The following is a 20,743-nucleotide window of genomic DNA, read 5'->3' as shown; positions in this document are numbered from 1 at the left end:
AATATCAACGATCTTCACAGACAGTTGATATAATAGAAATCACATCGGATTTGCACCGACATGAGGGCGTTGATCAGGAATACACCGCTGTATATTTCCTGACCACAAAATGTAGGGTTCTTCATGTGTGTAGCATGAAGTTAGGGACCTACATATTCCATCTCACTTTTGTGTAAAGTATTATAAGTACTCTATGACATTATTAACTTAAAATAGAGGTCATCAATGGATCTCATCTATGCATCCAGCATCGAAGTTTATTGACCATTATATTGGTTGGATTTACTATTCCTTGTCGTGAGTTTGTTCTCCATATCCATAACCGTAACCGTATCGTTTACCATAACCGTAATACTTGCCATATTTGCCATAACCGTAATAATAACCGTACTTTCTTCTCTTCAGATCCAAACCATTAATTACAGTACACAGCTTAGGTAATTTATTATTTTCAGCAAGTTCATTGATCAAAGTATACTCATTCTTGTGAGTATAATCTGCACGACAAACATAAACAGATAAATCAGCCACACGTCCTATCAGCAATGTATCAGTTACCATACCAACAGGAGCTGTATCTAAAATTACATAATCAAAATTCTTCTTGAGTGTTTCAATTGCTTTATCCAATCCATCACGTGCCAACAATTCGGTCGGGTTAGGAGGAACTGTTCCACCAGGAAGAATATACAAATTCTTGCTAACATCAGAGGGTTGTACCAAATCCATCAAATTCTTTTCCGGATTGGCCAAATATTGAGTTATACCCACTTCTTTTCTTGGAATATTAAATACCTTATTCAAACCCGGTTTACGAATATCCAAACCGACAATAATAACCTTTTTGCCTAATAAAGAAAGACTGATAGCAAGATTAGCAGAAATGAAAGATTTACCTTCACCACTAACTGTAGAAGTAACTAAAATCACTTTCTTATCATTTTCAAGCATAAATTGAAGATTCGTTCGGATATTACGGAAGGTTTCGCTCATCAGGTTGTTTTGATTCTCAAACACAGCAATAGCTCCCTGCTTTTCATCTGTCAATGGAATATCACCGACAATAGGTACATTAGTGAGTTTTTCTACATCAGAACGTCCCTCAATCTTGAATTTGGTTAATTCAAGCAAATAAATAACTCCCACCGGAATTCCGACTCCTAACACTAAAGCGATCAGGTAAATTACCTTACGTTTAGGAGATACAGGATCATCATCCGCTATAGCGTCATCTATAATCTTTGCATTGTTGGCAGTAGCAGCCAAAGTTATAGCATTCTCCTCACGCTTCTGAAGTAACATCAGATAAAGCCCAGCCTTTATCTCTTGCTGACGTGCAATACTCACAAACTCACGCTCCTGCCCTGGTGCTTCACTAATGCGACGGGAATAACGGCTCGCTTCACGATCCAAATCTGCCTTTGTGATAAATAATCCACGCAAAACCCTGTCTAAAGAGACTTGTACATTCTCTTTCATTGCGCTGATGCTGGTATCCAAATTTATAATGGTAGGATTATTCTCCGTTGATGTACGTAACAAACGTTTCCTCTCAACAAGCACTTCATTATAACGATTGATGGCAGCCGCAAGATTCAGATCCTGCAATCCTATATTACTAGGCAGCACCTCATAACCTTCATTCTGCATATATTTCTGCAAATCCTGCAGCAAATTAATCTGGGTTTGATTCTCTACACGCTTCTTTTCATATTCAGCACTACCAGTTAAAGCGATCTGAGCATCACTGGTCAAATCCGTAATACCTGCCCCACGTTTAAAACTCTCCAAATCCTTTTCCGTGCTACCGAGTTCTTTTGAAATAATTCCAATACGTTCATTGATAAATTCTGCAGTTTTCTGTGCCACTTCATTCTTATCATTATTCGTATTGATATTATACATCTCCAATAGTTTATTGATAAAATCTTTGCCTCGCTGCACATTTGAGTTTTTCAACGATATGACAGCTACAGAAGTAGTTTTGGAAGTGGGTTCTATAGTCATATTCTTGCAACACCATTTCGCTACAGCCAAAGGCTTATTAATTGTTGCTGTTATATTGCGTGTAGTCTTTTCCGAAGCTGTAGTTTCTTCCGATGTTCTTTTAGAAGATAATACCGAGTCCGGCGTCAGGAAAAAAGCCAATGTCCCTTTATCGGTAGGAAAAACCGCCGGCAATTTCTCAAAATGTTTCTGATATTCATCATCGTCAATCTTCACAGTCACATCCATACTTCCTTGTGGTTGTAATGCCATTTTCACAATCATCGGCTCCTCCAACAAATCAGCCTCCTGCGGAGTCAGACTCACTTGTACAGGTGAAGTCTTATACATGTTCCTGGAGGGGAATTCATCCTCATCTGTATAAGAAATATAAAGACCCAAATCTTCAACCACCTCTTTGACGATAGTCTTTGAACGGAGAACTTCAATCTCGTTGTCAATATTCTGCGAAGAAGAGATCATACCATCCAATCCCAGACTCTCCAACCCGGAAAGCATTCCTGCACTCCCCCCTTTCTTATCATCTTTTATTAAAACCGTAGCGGAAATATTATATACGGGAGTGGATACATGCAAATAGACCCATGCCGCAATCAAACACGCCACAACCGCCCCCACAAACCAAGGCCAGTGGATCAAATATTTAAACAAGAGTTCCTTGACGTCTATATTTTCTTCCTTAGATTCTTGTGCTTCGTTGAAATCTGTTTCTTTCATTGCAAATCATTATTTTAAAATATTTACTAATAGGCTGACAATGGATACCAAGATAGAGGTGGCTGAGAACCAGAGACTGGTACTGTTACCTACATCTGAATTTCGAGCTTTTGCCTTATTAGGAGTTACGTAGATAATATCATTCTGTTGTAACCAATAGTAAGGTGAAAGAATGGTTTCGGCCTTGTTCAAATCCAAGGTTACAATTTGCTGTTTGCCGTTTGCATCTTCACGAATCAACTTTACATTATCACGAAGACCGTATACCGTCATATCACCAGCCATAGCCAATGCCTCCAACAAATTCACTTTCTCATTAGAGATAGTAAAAGTTCCGGGACGGGTAACCTCACCGATAACAGATATTTTATAATTTACCATACGGACCGTTACAATGGGAGTCTCCTTCATGTAAGGCTTCAATTTATCTATAATCAGCTGTTCTGCTTCCCTTTTCGTTAAGCCTCCTAACTTCAATTCTCCTAACACCGGAAAATTTATGTTTCCTTCATTATCTACCAAATAAGGCTGTAATACAGGTTGAGTAGTCACATAAGACGAAGTACTCACAGCTATTCCGGCATTGCTGGCAACCGTCAGGTTAAAAGGTATCGCAAGTTCAGGATTAGTACACGATACCACAATAGTCAACAAATCCTTGGGCATGATCTTGGCATCATACAATTTTTCCTGTTGTTCTACCTCGTTCACAACTTCCACATTCTGGAAATAGGGAACCTTTTTATAAGACTGACAGCCAGCCAATAGGAATGGCAACAATAGTAGCCACAAATTTCTTTTGTTTAGTCTTCTCATCATAATTCTTAAATTCATAATTAAACGCCCTTTAATTCTTAAGTTTTATTTTTTAATATGCTTCTTTTTCTCCATGTATAGCATTATACACCGTCTTATACATAATATATAAGTCCAATAAAAAAGTCCAATGCTCTATATACCAGATATCACGTTGCACACGTCCCTCCATCTGCCAGAGCTCTTTCGTCTCACCGCGAAAGCCCGTCACTTGAGCCCAGCCAGTTATTCCAGGTTTAACGAAGTGACGAACCATAAACTTGTTTATCAGATTAGAATATTCCTCTGTATGTTTTAACATGTGAGGACGAGGACCTACAATAGACATATCTCCTTTCAATACATTGATAAATTGAGGCAATTCGTCCACACTCGTCTTTCTCATTATCTCTCCGATACGTGTTTTACGAGGATCATTTTCCGTAGCCTGAAGAGTGTCACATTGCGCATTAACCTTCATTGAACGAAACTTGTAACACCAGAATTCACGACCATCCTCACCACTGCGTTTTTGTTTGAAAAAAACAGGACCGGGAGAACTTAACTTGATCGCAATTCCAAAGAATATATAAACGAATGGAAAAACCGTAATAAGAAATAACCCTGAACAAACAACATCAAAAGCACGCTTGATAATACGGTTCTCCAGTGATTCCAATGGCTCACAACGAATGGAAAGTACAGGAACATTCCCCAATAATTCAAAATGCATCCTACGTTTCAAATAATTACGGACATTTGGAACACTAAAGAAACGGACCAAATGATTTTCACAGTAATTAATGATAGGGACAATCTCCGCACTTCGTACAGAAGGAAGACTACAATAAAGCTGATCGACCTCTCCCGCATGTTTTTCTAAAAAATCAGTTACTTCATTTGGCTGCCCTAAATATAAAACATCTTGTGGATATCGGTCCGAAGGAAAATCCTCGAAATAACCCAGTACACGATAACCAGACGTAGGATCATCCGTCATCGCATGATAAAGTTCTTGCATATTCTCATGGCTTCCAACTAATACTACCTTGCGGACATTTCCTCCCTTTTTCCGATAAAGCTCCAAACAGTGACGGGAAATTAAACGATAGCTGACAATAACAATTATTAAAGCAACATAAAACAGTCCGAAATATCGGGAATGGGAAAAATGGAAATGAAAAACAAGTAACGTACAAACCGAAAAAAAGACAAAAGGAACCATGTTACGTAAGACACGGATCATTATCTGTTCGGGACGTACCACAGGACGATGAAGAATAACACCTGAATGCATGTTACAAAGTAAATAGCACAGAGTGATAAGAGTCATGCCCTGAAAGATAGAACCGCAATGCACACACCAGAAACGGGTACCCAGTAACAAATTAAATCCCCATAAAAGCAGGTTCAGCAAAATAAGATCCCCCAAAAGGACCAAAGATTTTAGGACTTTGTTAAAACGTTGGACTTCCTGCATACACTAATCTATTAAAGAGCCAATATTTTTTATTTCAGATAAAGATTATCATTATCTTTATACCAGTCAGCAATCGCTTCTTCGAAAGTATAATGAAATTTATAACCCGATGCAGCTAGTTTCTTTCCACAAATATTTGTGGATATCTGTAACTTCTTTACACGCGCCGGACATACCCCCATAGGACTCCCCATCATCTTTGCACAATAAGCAACAGGCATAATCAAAGAATTTGGTATATACGGAACCACTTGGTTCAGACCTGTCACCTTCTTAATTGTGTCTACTATTTGCTGTATGGTGTAGGCAGGCTCAAAAGTACAGTTATACAATTCTACACCCTCCTCATGATGCTCCAAACGATATAACATGAAACGTACTAGTTCTTTCACATAAATACAAGCCTTGATGGTATCTTTGCGCCCGGGATAAGCAAAAGTGTGCATTTTGATCCCCCAATATAGACGGGTAAAGTTTCCATTCTCCCCTTTCCCAAATACTACACCCGGACGTACAATTGTCAATTGACGTTCTGCCTGTTTCTTGGCCTGCCAAGCAATATGAACCTTTTCAGCCACTAATTTAGATATACCATAAGGAGTGTTTGGAGTAGGTAATGTAGTTTCCTCCTTCAACGTTTCAGCTGCTCCGTAAGGGGCAATTGACGATGTAAATACGATTTTTCTTATATTATATTTCTCGGCAAATGCACAAACATTCTCTGCACCGCGAATATTTGTTTCAAAATACTCACGGTCAGGGTGCCCAGGAGTGCGATGTACGGCTGCAAAGTTGAAAATTACATCCTCTGAAGTCACCTCAAATGGCACTTCTATTGGTTTTCGCACATCACAGTAAATAAATTCCGATTGCAAAAACTGTCCTTCACACAATGCAGGTTTATAATCCTTTACTGTAGGCAAGGGAGTACCCGGCTTCACAATATCAAGATTATAGACTTTAGCTTGTGGATGAAGTGTTTTAATTAAATTGGTCAAGTGAGTACCGATGAAACCAGTACCACCCGTAATAATGTAGTTCATAATTTATATATGGAAAAGTTTATTTCTTATACCCCAATTCTTTCAATAACTGTTTGTTCCAAACACTGCGCTCTTTATCATATATCCATCCCCATTTATTAAAATACTTAATCATGTTTGTTATATGTATTTTAAGCATTTTCCTGCTTTTATAAGAAGCAGCCTGATGTGCATGCACAATTGTCTCATCAGGTATAAACATGGTACGATAATATTTATGCATTCTTCGAGTAATATCAATATCCTCCGGATACATAAAAAATCTTTCGTCAAACAACCCCACTTTTTCAAAACATTCCAATCTAAAAAACATAAAACTACCTTGATGATAAGGAATGTTCATTTCTTTCTTATGGTCATTAAACTGAAGCGTATAACGATAATTCATTTTCTCTACCATCTTCTTAGGCAGAAACCTACGAAAAATAAGATTAGCCGGCGTAGGTAATAGCCTACACGTATATTGCATTTCCCCGTTGGGATAAACAATATTCGGTTGTACTTGTGCTACATCTGGGTTTGTCTCCATATACCCTACCAAATGATCTAATACTGATGCCTCAAAATATACATCTGAATTGAGAACCAAATGGTATTTCTCTTGAGTTCGAAGAACTTGTCGCAAAGCCTTATTATGCCCTGCTCCATAACCTACATTCTCACTGCCAATATACACAACATTAGAATATTGCATACAGAAATTCGCAATATACTTTTGATTGGAATTATCAACAATATAAATAGTAGAAACAAGTGGAGAGGTTAATGACTGCAAGCATTTACTCATTTCTTCAATACTTGTTTTATAGGCAACGATAGATACTGTAATCATAATCTTTCAATAATAATATCATAGATTATTTACCAAATCAATATAGGCTTTCTGATAAGATTCCGACATTTTTTGCGCTGTGTAATATTTATCAAAAAGAGATTGAATGTAAATCCTAGTACAATTCTCATCAATTTTCAATATATCATGAATAGCATTTTTTAATCCATTCATATCTTTGTTATTGAACGTATATCCAATTGTTTGTTTTGCCTTACTTAAAACCTCTTTGTGAGATGGGATATCAGAAAGTACACAAGGTAATCCAACTGTCATACTTTCCAATAACGTATTAGCCAACCCTTCTACATCCGAAGCTGATATATAATAGTCTGATGCTTTTAAATAATCATATATATTCGATTTAAATCCAGGCATTTTTAGATTTTCGGTTTCATGCTTTTTCAGTTCATCGTATAGTTCTCCATTACCAAGCAAGAGAAGACCGATTCTATCATCTTTTAGTTCTTCAAAAGCACGTATTATCATATCTGGATTCTTTTCTTGTGAAAAACGCCCAATAAAAATAAAATACTTCACATCATCTTTTAATCCCAACTCTTTTCTTAGCTTTGCTTTTTGCTCTTTGTCATATTTCCATAATGATAATGAAGAGCCATTTGGAATGGCCTTCATCTTATAGTGTTGTTCATCCCAATAACTTTGTGCTACACTTTCCGAACAAGCAATAGGCAAATCCATCCTCTTTGTAAAAAAATGACTTAACCATATTACAAATTGACCCTTTATATTGCCGTACATCACCTTTTGCTGTATGCCCGGATAAATATGCACAGTCTCCATTTTCTTATATTTCTTAGGTAAAAAAGGAACAAGAAACATAGAGCGGGGGCAGTGTGTATGCAATATATCTGGATCAATCAACTCCACGTTTTTTTTCAAGGTTCTATACATAGCCAATGGAAGAAGAGTCTTATTTGGAGACATTTGAATAACCTTTATAGGTAAAGCCTTAAAATCCTCAATTCTTGATATCTTTTGTTCTTCTACCATTGTTATAATGAAAACATCAAAACGAGAAAAATCTATATACTTAACGATATTGTATAACACATTAGGAGGTCCCTGATTGCTTAGGGACGAAATCACATAACAAACCTTAATTTTTTTCATATTTATACCTGATTATTTTTATAAAATAAGCCTTAGTTGAACTTAAAAATATAACCTGCCTTAAAGTATTTCAAATAATAAAGCTTGGTTGACTACAGCCAATCATTGATGTGTAGACTTCAAAATAATCATAAGGTAGAGGAGTGTATAATATTGAACCATGTATTTCACATTAGGTAATGCAAAAGAGCTCCTATTAAATATGATTACTAAATTATCTGAAAGAAATATAATTCACATACACACTAACTATTATATTATCCTTTTTAGTTTATCTAATAGTCCCAATTGATATAGCAAAGGCTTTATGAAAAACGTAATTCTCTTTTTTAATGTAAGTGGGAAATACCTTTTTATCAACTCATTCATCTCTAATTGTTGAGCATCTGTAAAAAATTGCGCCCTTAAAGGATTAGGAATGGTTGAGTGCAAAGCTAGCTGCCCATCAAGTTCTATTGCTTTTTCAGCAGAGGTTTCTTTTATCTTTGCATTCTGCTTTATTCTATCAAATAGCTTCATACCTTTTTCTGATTGTACTAAAACCCATGTTGTTCCTTTGTCGTCATCCCAAGAAGATTCAACTTGATTCATATGCCAACAATCATAAATTGTGAAATCAGAAACTCTTTTAACACCCTTAAAGTGGCAACAAAAACAACTAGGACGAGAGTTTATATCCTGAAAAAAAAGATATTTATAGAATTGAGCCCTTCTACTAGAGAATTCGGTTTTTCCATTCTCATATCCTAAAGCCATTGTGGAGCCAGCATATCCATAACGTTTATTACGGAACGAAACGTATGTTAAACGAGATTTTACAGATCCTTTGATATACTTTACATACATCGACCAAAGTCCTGGGCTAGGGATTCCGTGACAAACTAAATCTATTAAGAATAGATTATCATATTGCTTTCTTAAATAACGTTTCAGTCCTGATACCTGACAAGGAGTCCCACTAAATAGCACTTTTTTTTTATCGTCTAGTTTCTTCTTTATTTCAATAAAGACATTGTCCAACTTACTTTGAACATATTTTGACCCCCTAAACTTACTCAACTCTTCGATATTTTCCGCACAGTCATGAATCACATTGAAATCATCATCAAATTTACATCCATATACATATCCCCCCTCACTGATTATCTTTTCTGCTATTATCGTAAATGCACCACCCGACGAACTGTCTTTTCTGATTCGTTCATCTTTACTCTGAAAAGCAAAAGCTCTAACATCAAACTTATGTTTGGGAATAGGATTTAGTATTGGACATACCTTTTCACACAACCCACACTCAATACAAATGTTTCCATTCACAAATGGATAAAAAAAGCCTTCTTCATCCATTTTCATTTCAACACAATGTTTGGGACATATAGAAAAACAAGCTGTGCATCCACAACATTTGCTTTTATCAATAATGGTTATCATTTTTGTTGAGATTTAGCTATAGCTTCTTTTATGTAATTAAGACTCTTCTTTTGAAAATTATTAATGAGACAGTCAACCGTTTCAAAATCAACATTTCTTTTTAAACAATCATCTATTGACTCTGTTGCTTTAATATATCTACCATCAATCCGAACCATCTTTAACAAAGATTCGATGCGAGAGTTTGTTGATATTTTATTGGATGATTCAAATCTGGAAAAGGTGAAAAATGGTTTATGATATAGAAGAGAAAAAATAGTACCATGAAAAGAATCAGTCAGTACATATTCAGCATTGGCAACCAAATTAATGAAATCAGAAGGACTCACATTGAAAGGTTTTATATCTGCAAATTCAATGTCAGACAAAACCAGTTCATCTAAATGCTGAAGTGCAACTAGCTTATATCCAGTTTTTTCCTTAAATCTATTAGCGAAATCTCTATGAGGAGGATTATTACCTAAAAAATAGCAGAATATATATTTTTCTTTTATAAATTTTTCTTCTCCTTTCAATTCATCCCAATATCCTCTATCGATCAATAAAGTTGGATCACATACTAGCTGGGCATCTCTCCCTGTTAAATCTTTTATTATTTTCACTCCAGCTATTTCACGAGTAGACAAACATTGGATTCTGTCAAGAAAACGCACGGTTTTCTTAATCTGCGTTGAAGGGATGGAGGATACACCAAAACTAGAAGCATACGAAATTCTAAACTTATCATCATTTGTAAATAATAAGTTAAAGAAATCTGTTCCAATGTTGATAGGATTCCAAACCTGATCACTACCAATTATAAATGTATCATAATCATTATTAGCGGTTACTAGCTCATTCCAACCAACATAGTTTTTTGAAAAATGGAAGTACTTGCGCTTAAATCCATCAAATTTAACAATACGTTCTTCAAGTTGTTTTTTTATTGCAGGATAAAACAATTTACAATAGAGATCTCTAAACACTATACGACTTTTCATACCAACTAAAGGTAGATTAAAGAGCCGTACAAACTGCTTCCAGTCCTTCTTTTTCGAATAAAGAATGATTTCATTTTCTATTCCATGCGTTGTTAAAAAAGTATGCAATGCATACGTCTGTAACATACTACCATAATTAGGATTATGAACGGACACAAGACCTATCTTTTTCATATAATTTTATTATTTTCTTTTATAATTTCCCCAAATGCCTTATCATATAAAGTTATAATTTTCTCTATTTCTATATTATCACTTACAAATTTCAGAAGATTCTCTTTTATTTTCTTATCATTATAATTTCCATCCAAAATCCGAGACATAACACAATATAAATCATTAGAATCACGATTATTAAAAAGAAATCCATTTTCCTTATCTTGAATATACTCTCTAAAGCCATCATGATCAGAAGCAATTACAGGAATACCATAATAATAAGAAATCAATAAAGGTCCGGACTGTGTTACATCTTTATAAGGTAAAATCAAGTAATCTGATGCTGAAAATAAATTAGCAACCTCATCATTCTCTATTCTTCTTATCTGTAAATCAAAACATTCATTATATCTTATTATCTTTGAGTAATGTTCCCAATTACTACAACCACCGTAAATCTTAACGACAAACTTATTTCCATATTTCTCATAAAGTTTATTAGCAGCCTCTATCAAATATTCCAATCCTTTATTTTCTCGTATACTCCCAAAAAACAGAAAAACGACTTTATCTCTAGCTATTTCAGATTCTTTTGCTACTCCAAAGCCTTTTAAAGCTAACGGTGCATAGAATGTATTCTTTTTCTTATATTTCTCCAAGAATAGTTTTTGTTGTGATTTTGAAAAAAACTGAAAATGCTTGAAATTGTGAAAAATATATTTTTTGTATATGCTTATTGCTCTGCGATTTTTTATGTCAACATGATCTAAGAAGTCATGACATGGATATACAATTCTATTAGGGTCAATACCTAGCCATAATAATAAAGGAAAAAGATATGGCAATCCCATAAAATTAACATAAATCAAATCATATTTTTCAGATTTGATTAGATGTATTATACTTAAATAATTTTTAAATGCCCGGAAAGAAGACATCTTTCCTAAATTTGAAACATAGCCCTTAACTTCATTCTGTCGCATAAAATTACGAATATACTCTAAACTATAAAATGAGACTGACTGGCGCAATACGACCCAATATAGATCATATAATTTCGACACTTTAGGCACAACATTTTCATCTACATCAAAAAAACATGTCCCTGTTATCCATAAAATTTTCTTTTTCATAAAGTTTTCATTACTATATACACAACCTATTCATTTATCTCCATCCTTTTTGTAGAAGGATAACACTTGAAACAGTTTGAGTCATAGCTGTTAAGAACAATGCTATTGTCCATTATCTCTTCTATGTTGCAATAGGCATAAAGATTGATGGTGCATTCAATATCAATCCTCCATAAATATCACTATAAGGTGAAACATCACTTCCTCCTCCAGCCAGCTCCAAGACGAAGAGGAGCTTATGAACGATCATAAAGTTAATCTCACTTACATTCCTTATATTAAACTCCTCAAAAAATCATAGAATTTTTTAAGTACAACACTCGTACCTATAACAGCCCCTACCACTACTATTATTTTAATCCTTTCTTCTTTAGAAGCCTGCTGAAATATTTTAATAATAGCTGAATAATTACTCTTCTCTAAAAGAGATTTAATTTCATTTTCCATATTTAAGTCCACTTAAAAAATTAGATAAAAACAAGGCCATATCACATTGAAGCATTTATGCCACTTTGGGTTGACCGATAAAAATATATTTTGGAACAAGCAAGCTAAGACACTTTTATTTGAATGCTTCAGAAAGAGCATATACAAATGCTTTAAAATCAATATTATATTTACAACGCCTAAACATCCATATAAATACTGATAGTTTAGAATTCCTAAGCCCATTTGACAAGTTATGTCCCAACTTTTTTTGAAAATAGACATCAAGCTTTCTTAATAACTCTTCATGATATAAAATTTCTTCCTGATTATTAGATTCCTGGCACAAGAACAATTTGTATAAAATTAGCCTAAAAACTTTTTGTACTCGGCAATAACAAATCTATCCATTTCTGCAAGATAAACTTTATTTTGAATTTTCACATTATCAATTTCGGCAACATTGTCCCATATTTTTTGAAGGTATTCTACCCATTCAATTGGATTAGTTGACGCAAAAAGAGGAGCACTTTCTTTTTTAAATATCCCCGCCATACTATGAGGATGAACCATTACAACTTTATCGAAGGATATGGATTCAAATGTTTTAATTTTCAATCCAGTTCCCTGATACACAGGATTAATAGCCACATCTCCTTGAGCGTAAAAATTTGCAGGATTATCTATATACCCTAAAACTTTCACCCCATCTATATTATTCTGGCTTGACATCATTTTACAGATTCCTCCACCTACTACAAGCTCAGCATCAGGAAATGTCTTTCTTATGAAAGGAAAAATGTCTTTAATAAACCACTTTATTCCATTTTGATTAAATTCATTATTTCCAGAAAGAAATAACAGATTATGATTTCCCACCACAGGTTGAGGATGATATCCATATTTACCATATAAAATGTACACCTCGCTATTAGGTGAAAGAAGTTGAAAATAATCGGCTTCTACTTCCTGAAGAGCAAAGATATGTGGACATCTTTGCATTGCCTTTGCCTCGGTATCCGCAGTGATACACATAGTAGGCATACCAACTTTGAGATTCTTGTATGCAATACAATCATGGGTTGCTATTGCCTTCTTAGGAATATGGATAAATTCAAACAGCCGAGATAAATAATAATAATTGATTACGCAAACATCAAAATGAATCTGTTCATCAAGCCTATTTACCATATTTTCCAAGCCATAAGGGTATTGATCATCTACCTGATAAAAACCGTGACAGAAATTCTTACGGTAATACTTAATCAAAGTCATCTTGATCTTTTGTAGTTTACTGACAGTAAACAAGTAATATCTATCTCCCCAATATTTTTTCGATTCCTCAATACTTTCAAAATATGCTTTGGAGTTTTGTCTCAATGGCATCTCACTAATATGGAGAAAATACACATCATGCCCTAACGACTTAAACATTTCTGCTTGTGACAATATCCACCATCTATTTCCTGCATTTGTAGGATGCGTAGGACATTTGGAAATTATAAGTATTCTCATAATTCCTATCTTTTTTGTAAGCTATCAATTATATCTTCCATCATCTTCTTATATTGTTCATAACGCTCTGCAGCAACAGCTCTTACTTTTTCTTTGGGAAAATTCTGCAAAGCAGTTACAATCTGTTCTGCTGAAACTTCACAAACACCCGCATTAATAGGTCTTACATTTGCTTTCAAGCTAAAAACTCCCATAATATGCTCTACTTTGCTTGAACCATCTCTAACTGTCCGATTAAAAAAATCTTTTGTTCCCCAATGGTCAATACTAAAACAGGGTACCGCATTGTGCAAGCTAACTATAATAGGATGCATATTACTACCTACATATCCACTTGAATATTTTATGAGTGCATACCAATCAATAGGCGATAGAGGCACATTGACTTGATAATCAAAATTATGTTGAAACTTAATACCGTTAGGCATTGGGAAAGCGACACATTCTTTTCCATGATTTTTAAGCTTTTGATTTAATTCGTCGAGAATGTTAACTGATAAACTTTGAGAATGAAGAGATACCAATACATACTGCTTAGGTAAATTGAAACGATTTCTAATATCCTCTTCTGACGGAACTAATGCTCCCGCATTATAATTGAAAGAAAAAACAGGATCAGGAGTAACTTCAATGTTTTGTGGGGTCCCTATTGCCAACATCATATCACGAGTCCATGTATCTCTAACAGAAATGTATTTCATATTAGCTAAAGTTTCTCGCATTTTACTTTTCAATGATTTCGAAAACTGACTATATTTGGAGTTCTGACTCGATACAGACATCATTGCTGTTGGAATCATAATAGCAAAACCGATTCCCCAAAACGGATTAGGAAACATTCTCTCAGGTACCGGATGAGCTATATAAAAAGGCTTCCTTCTTCCTTTATGAATTCTTGAAAAAAGAGGATGATGTTGTACTACAGCATCAGAACCTATTATAATAGCATCAAGAAGGTATTCATTAATCATTCTTTCGATATCTTTAGAACCATATAAATTTTCAGTTTGATTAATACAAACATTGTTTACAAAATCCAAATGTGCTTTTACTTGAATACTATCATTATAACCCTTTTCAAGTTCATCTTCTGTTCGATGGGAAAGATAGTTCAAGAAGATCGGATTGTGTCCTGCATTTTTCAAATAACAGTATGTAGATACCCCCTGTATATTAGCTCCAAAATTTGCAACTTTATAAAATGTTAGTATTCCAATATTCATAATTTACTCTTAATAAGTTTATTCTCCTTTATATTTTCATCCAATAGATATAAAAATGTTCCATAAGCAATTATACCAATAGCCCAGCACATCCAGAAGTCAAATACAACAAGAATCATTTTCATAATAAAGAACATTTTATACCCCAAATCAATATATTTCCAATTTCTGATAAATTTGTATATGTAAAAAATAATAGCAGAAACTCCAACTAAGCCGACTGTGGAATAATAACCTATAATTCCAACATCTGAAATATAAAAGTGTAGTACGTGTTTACAATACTCTAGTTTATTACCAAGAGCCAAACTCCCCCACCCTGTCCCAAATATCGGATAAAGAGGTGAATTAGAAAAATCCACTATAAAATATTTGGCAGCAAGATAACGAATGAAGTCCTCACCGGCACCTTGTAAATCATCAGCTTCTGCGCTCACTGCTAAATAATCTTCATAAAAACTATAGAAAAGAATCGCCATCACGACCAAACAAATAATCCTGATCTTCCATTTATGTTTGCTTTCTATCGTTAATATAGCATACGTAATCACTACAACGACTGCGACAATATGCTTCCTTGAACAATAGCATAGAATACCCACAGTAAAAATGATAAAATAAATAATATCAACCTTTGAATATTGTTCCGAGGAAAGAACTTTACCTGCATAAAATGCAAAGGCTAACATTACAAAATCAATACCCCAAATGTAGAATCTCCAAAGCCCCATACGGTTCTCAACTATGTTCCATTCATTTTGGCGACCTAAAAACCAATATTCAGGATACGTAAATTGCTGACCAATTTCAATAGTTACCCAAATAAAACAAAATACAGTTACTATTTTCATAAAAGCATTTGGGCTCACTTTCCATGTTCTCAACAGATAATAAAAGAACAATCCATAATAGGTTGCAATATACCCATAAAAGTAAGAAAGAAAACTAGCATCCCAATCTCCCAAAGCAGGAATAATGCTGGAAAATGCTGAAATTAAGGTCCAATTCACAACATTAGTCATCTCTCCGCTTGTTATTCGCCGACAATAATAGATACACAAGCAAAATAAGAAGAAACCAATAAAAAATGAAGGTTTAGACAGCCATCCTCCCCAGTCTAAATATATTGAAGACCATCCACAAAAAGCTATAAATAACGTAAGATATATAACAGCTTTTTTCGCTACACTTATTTTTTTATAAGCAGACAAAATCATTTTATATAAAATATTCTATTGAGCTGTTTTTATGATACCCATAACTATATGCTTTCTTCTCACGATATCCAATAATTTTAGCAGGTGTTCCTCCTACAATAGTATATGGGGGAACATCTTTTGTTACAATCGCACCTGATGCAACTACAGCTCCTTCCCCAATGGTAATGCCAGGAAGTATTATCGACCGACAACAAATCCAAGCATAATCGCCAATAGCGACAGATGATCCTTTGCCAGCAAAGTATATGTCGTTGTAATCATGATTTAATGTCCATATAATTGCTTCGTATGCAATCACTACATTTTTACCTATAACCAAGCCCTTACGACCATCCAACAAAACTCTAGGACCAATAGAGACGCCATCATTAACGGTAATTCCCTTAGGATTTCTTATGTGAAATCCTTGATAAAATCGAACATTTTTGGCTAAATTCATTCCAAAGAATTTAAGAATATAATATCTTAATCTTATACTTGGGAAGTTAGACACAAAACTATTTATTACATACCAAATTAAGCCATATTTGATAGCACGCAAATGTAAAATCAATCTCATAAACCAAACAATAATCTTTTTAAGATCTTACTTACTTTCAAAGTATCCAAATATGGATAATATTTCACCTTTTCCATCTATTATAAAAAATCATTTCTTCAATTACTTCTTTAATTGTTTTCTTCACCTCGTGAATATGATACATCGTTCTTAATTTGTCAAAATTAACATGAAGATTTTTTTCAATTAAAGTCCCCCAATCTTCATTGTCCAAATTATTATAAATAAGATATCTTTCCTTGGGAATCATTCTGTTGGAACTTTTCAATGCATCTTGAGAGAAAGCCTCATTTTTTGATAATTCAACTAAATTAACTTGGCTATCAATATGATCTAAAAGAAATTTCCCTTTAAGAGTATTGCATAATATTAATGATATTCCTTTCCTTAGATTCTTTTTCTGAAAAAGTTCAGAACGTTTTTTTGACATTCCCCATGCATCACCTATTGTTATATCTCCAAAACGATTGGTATCTCTAAATTGACAAGAATAGCAGGATTCTCTAAGCGTATAATTAATACCATCTCCACTATAGGCATAGCAACGATAAAGAGGCGAACAACTTCCATGTATTTCTATATGAGTATTACTCTTATTGTTACTGATATCAAAATTAATAACACCACCGTATATCCATGGATATTTCTCCTTACTTCTAAATCTAAAATTACTTACTTTACCTCTACTAAACTTGCAACTCCAATAATCTACTTCTTTTTGAAGTAACCTATAACTGTATACACCATGACAAATCAAATCTATTGTATACAATTTTTTATATTCTTTTTGCAAAAAGGCTTTTAATCCTGCAATTTGACAAGGTGTCCCTATATAAAGTACAGTTTTATCTTTATTTAGAAGTTGTTTAGCCAGAGAATATGTACTTCCTGTATCGCTTTGAATATATTTTGAATTTCTAGCTTCTTGCAAAAGAGAATAATTATCTATACATCTATGTTTTGCTTTCCATTCATCTTCATCTAGAATAACCCCAAAAACATATCCGCCTATAGATAAAACATACTCGGCCATCATTGTACAAGCGCCAATAGTCGCACTCATACGTGAATAATCATTATCTTTATTAGTTGCAGCAAAACATTGTTTATATTCTCCTACGTTTGATTGGTGTGAATTAACTTCAGGACAAATTTTATCACATAATCCACATTGCACACATTTCTCTTGATTTAATATTGGAAATAAGAAGCCTTCATTATCTTCTACCATATCAATTGCATGTTTTGAGCATATTTGAGCACATGCACCACAACCACTGCAATTTAGTTTATTACAGGTAAATACTGAACTTTTGAAATCTATTGATTTATTTTTATTACTCTGCATAATTTATTCGCCATTTTATATGGGAGATATCTATAGATATGATAAATTAACCAAGAAGAACGATAGGCCTTTTCATATTTAATGTAAAAACATCTTAGAGATTGTTTTGCCAACATTTTATCTATTATCGCATCATATCTATAATCATAATTCCAAGAATCAAGTTCATTGTAATATTTTATCAAATTATCAATACCTTTTTCCAGATTAAATTCAAACGTTAAAGATGGAACAGCCTTTTTTATTTTTTTATTATCAAATGAGGCATCTAATCCCCGATCCCCCATTAATAGCTGCTTTTCAGAAGGCATATATTTTGTTATATCTTTGGCATCTACATGATATATAGTACTTTTTAAATTCAATTTAGCAAGAAAAATACTCCAAAAATCATTCCATGTATATTGATAATCACTCGTTATGTGAAAATCTTCATTTATTGCTGCATTATTAGAAAATAACCCAACCACACCTTTAGCAAAATCTGAAACATAAGTTAATGTCGTTATGTTATTACCTTCATTCCAAACAAACATCGGTTTTCCATTTTTTAATCTTTCAATAATTGTTCTATGATATTTATAAGAGGGAGCTATTCCAAATGGTATCCTTTCGTCATCATATGTAATATAAGGACGGATTATAGTATAATAGCATGGTGCATTTTGAGATAACTTGACCAACTCTTTTTCCGAATTATATTTTTCAACATTGTAATCCCAATTTATATTGGGTTTAGGCGAATCTTCTTTTATCGGAAAATCTTCCTCATTTCTTCGATAAACGCAAGCAGAAGAAATAAATATGTATTGTTTACAATTATTCTTTAATATAGGAAAAACCCGAGATATATCCGCAGGATTACGTGATAAAAAGTCAACAACCACATCGAAATTACATGAATGCAATGCTTCTTTCCAAGTTTCAACTTTTTTAAAATCACCTATGATTCTATGTACGCTATCCGGAATATGTTTTTTATGTATTCCACGATTTAGTACAGTTATATCCCAACCTTTATTTAAAGCTTCTTTAAGAACTCCCATACTAAGAGTTCCTGTTCCTCCCAGAAGTAACACTTTTTTTTTATCCACGTTTTTTTATTTTATTCCTAATAAAAGAAATTACAACTTGCCTTTCTTGTCTTTTACAACCAACATAAAATATTGTAATTGATACTGATATAAAACAGGTAAGAATATTACCTATAAAAGCAAATAAATTTATACTGTTTATAGAGATTTTCAACAGCAAAGGAACTAGCGCTGAAATTATGGTTACACACATTACATTTAATATCACTTTTGTTATAAAAGATAATGCTGATAATCCTATCATTCCTTTTAAAAACAACAACCTTAACAATAAGCATAACACAGAAATCGTTAACGCTATATACATAGTAGAATATGGAGAGAAACCTACTTTTAATGCAATATATGAAATAGGAAAATTCAACAAGTTTAATCCCCCTACAATTATTTGGTAATTCTTAATCTTTCCAGTTGCCAACAATGCCGTAACTAAAGGACTTGAAATAGATTCTACCATAGCTAAAATCAATGTGAGTTGAACAAAAATAATAGTAAATTGAGGAACTGTCTTCAACCATAAAAGTAAAATATATTCAGTATTTATCAGAATAGGTAAAGATAAAAAGAGAAGCATATAAAAGGATAATCGGGCACCTTGATGTAATAGAGCAAACATATACTCCTTATTCCCAGACGCATACGATTTAGTAATTTGCGGATTCAACGCCATCATAAAATTATTAACAAATCCTATTATAGCACTATTTACTTGTGTAGATACTCCTCTAGCAGCATTAACAACTGGTCCACAAAAAACATTTAAAATTACATTAACACCTTGTTCTCTTAACACAAAAGCTGATGCTCCTATAAAATTCCAACTGGCAAAGCCAAACATACTCTTCAATAATTTTCTATCCCAGCAAAAGTGATAAGTACATTCTTCAAAATGTTTACGACAGTAACAAGTGTAGGTTAGTCGAATAACAGCCGCAACCAAACACATAAGAATGGCATAGAAAACTAGTCTGTCAATAGGCGAAACGACAATCAAAAATGCAATGGTCAGTTTGCCTATAACCTCTAATATGGAGATATATGCGAAAACTGACATCTTCTCATGCGCTATGATTTCCGCATTATATGGAACACTTATAAGATTTATGACAAAAGTGACAATAGAAAATTGAAGTACCCAGTTAGCTGCCACTATTCTATCTACTGGAATAGTCATCTTAGAATTAAGAAACCATACGCCAATAGATTCTATTAATACGACAATAATCAAAGATAACAACATTTGAATAGTAACCGATGCTGAAAATATTTTATTCAGTTTACATTGATCACCTTTCCCTAATTCAAAGGTAATAAATCGACTAATAGCAGTAGACAATGAGCCCGATATTACTGAAAACATAGCCACAACGCCACCAACAACATTATATATACCAAAATCTTCAACTCCCAAAGCATTCAATATGACACGTGATGTATACAAACTCACGATCATCATAAAGAGCATACGAACGTAGAGAAGGAGTGTATTCTTCGCTATACGTTTATTATTGTCTGTTACTTGAGACATCTTTATTTGATAAATCCACTATTTTTTCACAGTTTGATAATCTGTTGCATTAAGCAAGTCTTTGGTAATATTTTTGTTGCACCCTTATGCTTGTAAAACATATAATAAAGATTATCAGC

General features: G+C 33.7%; 17 protein-coding genes and 1 pseudogene. All 18 read right to left on the bottom strand.

Translation table 11 applies throughout. The features are described 5' to 3' along the window. Positions 1–285 precede the first annotated feature (285 nt). Complete coding sequence (locus tag HMPREF0106_RS16270; RefSeq protein WP_009039560.1) at positions 286–2,724, bottom strand: GumC family protein; 2,439 nt, start codon at positions 2,722–2,724, stop codon at positions 286–288. A gap of 9 nt (positions 2,725–2,733) precedes the next feature. Continuing rightward, entirely contained in the window at positions 2,734–3,558 is an 825-nt protein-coding gene (locus HMPREF0106_RS16275) for a polysaccharide biosynthesis/export family protein (protein WP_032851193.1), read from the bottom strand. 34 nt (positions 3,559–3,592) lie between these two features. After that, positions 3,593–4,999 (bottom strand): undecaprenyl-phosphate glucose phosphotransferase, encoded by a 1,407-nt coding sequence (locus HMPREF0106_RS16280; protein ID WP_009039558.1) that lies wholly within the window; start codon positions 4,997–4,999, stop codon positions 3,593–3,595. Between the two features lie 29 nt (positions 5,000–5,028). After that, positions 5,029–6,042, bottom strand: coding sequence for an NAD-dependent epimerase/dehydratase family protein (locus HMPREF0106_RS16285; RefSeq protein WP_009039557.1), 1,014 nt, complete (start codon positions 6,040–6,042; stop codon positions 5,029–5,031). Between the two features lie 19 nt (positions 6,043–6,061). After that, positions 6,062–6,874, bottom strand: coding sequence for a glycosyltransferase (locus HMPREF0106_RS16290; protein WP_009039556.1), 813 nt, complete (start codon positions 6,872–6,874; stop codon positions 6,062–6,064). A gap of 18 nt (positions 6,875–6,892) precedes the next feature. Beyond that, entirely contained in the window at positions 6,893–8,008 is a 1,116-nt protein-coding gene (locus tag HMPREF0106_RS16295; protein ID WP_009039555.1) for a glycosyltransferase, read from the bottom strand. 252 nt (positions 8,009–8,260) lie between these two features. Further along, on the bottom strand, positions 8,261–9,439 hold the full coding sequence (locus HMPREF0106_RS16300; RefSeq protein ID WP_009039554.1) for a Coenzyme F420 hydrogenase/dehydrogenase, beta subunit C-terminal domain: 1,179 nt from the start codon (positions 9,437–9,439) through the stop codon (positions 8,261–8,263). Beyond that, a complete protein-coding gene (locus HMPREF0106_RS16305; protein WP_009039553.1) occupies positions 9,436–10,593 on the bottom strand; it encodes a polysaccharide pyruvyl transferase family protein in 1,158 nt (385 codons plus the stop codon). Before HMPREF0106_RS16305 ends, HMPREF0106_RS16300 begins: the two co-directional genes overlap by 4 nt. Further along, on the bottom strand, positions 10,590–11,711 hold the full coding sequence (locus HMPREF0106_RS16310) for a glycosyltransferase family 4 protein (RefSeq protein ID WP_009039552.1): 1,122 nt from the start codon (positions 11,709–11,711) through the stop codon (positions 10,590–10,592). The genes HMPREF0106_RS16305 and HMPREF0106_RS16310 overlap by 4 nt, the downstream gene beginning before the upstream one ends. Positions 11,712–11,743: 32 nt before the next feature. Next, positions 11,744–11,947, bottom strand: a pseudogene (locus HMPREF0106_RS27775) (dehydrogenase); the annotation flags it as partial. A gap of 37 nt (positions 11,948–11,984) precedes the next feature. Next, positions 11,985–12,158: a hypothetical protein gene (locus HMPREF0106_RS27030; RefSeq protein ID WP_157133804.1), complete on the bottom strand. Its 174-nt coding sequence runs from the start codon at positions 12,156–12,158 to the stop codon at positions 11,985–11,987. 345 nt (positions 12,159–12,503) lie between these two features. Continuing rightward, positions 12,504–13,652 (bottom strand): glycosyltransferase, encoded by a 1,149-nt coding sequence (locus tag HMPREF0106_RS16315; RefSeq protein ID WP_009039551.1) that lies wholly within the window; start codon positions 13,650–13,652, stop codon positions 12,504–12,506. Positions 13,653–13,657: 5 nt separating this feature from the next. Then, positions 13,658–14,875, bottom strand: a complete 1,218-nt coding sequence (locus HMPREF0106_RS16320; RefSeq protein ID WP_009039550.1) for a polysaccharide pyruvyl transferase family protein — start codon at positions 14,873–14,875, stop codon at positions 13,658–13,660. After that, positions 14,872–15,897 carry a hypothetical protein gene (locus HMPREF0106_RS16325; RefSeq protein WP_232286764.1) on the bottom strand — a complete coding sequence of 342 codons (1,026 nt, stop codon included), beginning with the start codon at positions 15,895–15,897 and terminating at the stop codon, positions 14,872–14,874. Before HMPREF0106_RS16325 ends, HMPREF0106_RS16320 begins: the two co-directional genes overlap by 4 nt. Before the next feature lie 196 nt (positions 15,898–16,093). Next, the gene (locus tag HMPREF0106_RS0124515) at positions 16,094–16,654 is read right to left on the bottom strand and encodes an acyltransferase (protein WP_009039548.1); all 561 of its coding nucleotides are present in this window, start codon (positions 16,652–16,654) and stop codon (positions 16,094–16,096) included. Positions 16,655–16,718: 64 nt separating this feature from the next. Then, complete coding sequence (locus HMPREF0106_RS16330) at positions 16,719–18,002, bottom strand: Coenzyme F420 hydrogenase/dehydrogenase, beta subunit C-terminal domain (RefSeq protein ID WP_009039547.1); 1,284 nt, start codon at positions 18,000–18,002, stop codon at positions 16,719–16,721. Then, positions 17,975–19,096: an NAD-dependent epimerase/dehydratase family protein gene (locus tag HMPREF0106_RS16335; protein WP_032851191.1), complete on the bottom strand. Its 1,122-nt coding sequence runs from the start codon at positions 19,094–19,096 to the stop codon at positions 17,975–17,977. Before HMPREF0106_RS16335 ends, HMPREF0106_RS16330 begins: the two co-directional genes overlap by 28 nt. After that, a complete protein-coding gene (locus HMPREF0106_RS16340; protein ID WP_009039545.1) occupies positions 19,089–20,624 on the bottom strand; it encodes a polysaccharide biosynthesis protein in 1,536 nt (511 codons plus the stop codon). Before HMPREF0106_RS16340 ends, HMPREF0106_RS16335 begins: the two co-directional genes overlap by 8 nt. Between the last annotated feature and the right edge of the window lie 119 nt (positions 20,625–20,743).

Source organism: Bacteroides sp. D22, assembly GCF_000163675.1.
In the GTDB taxonomy this organism is placed as follows: domain Bacteria; phylum Bacteroidota; class Bacteroidia; order Bacteroidales; family Bacteroidaceae; genus Bacteroides; species Bacteroides xylanisolvens.
Note: the sequence above shows the minus strand (reverse complement) of the source record. Positions and strands in the feature narration are given on the sequence as shown.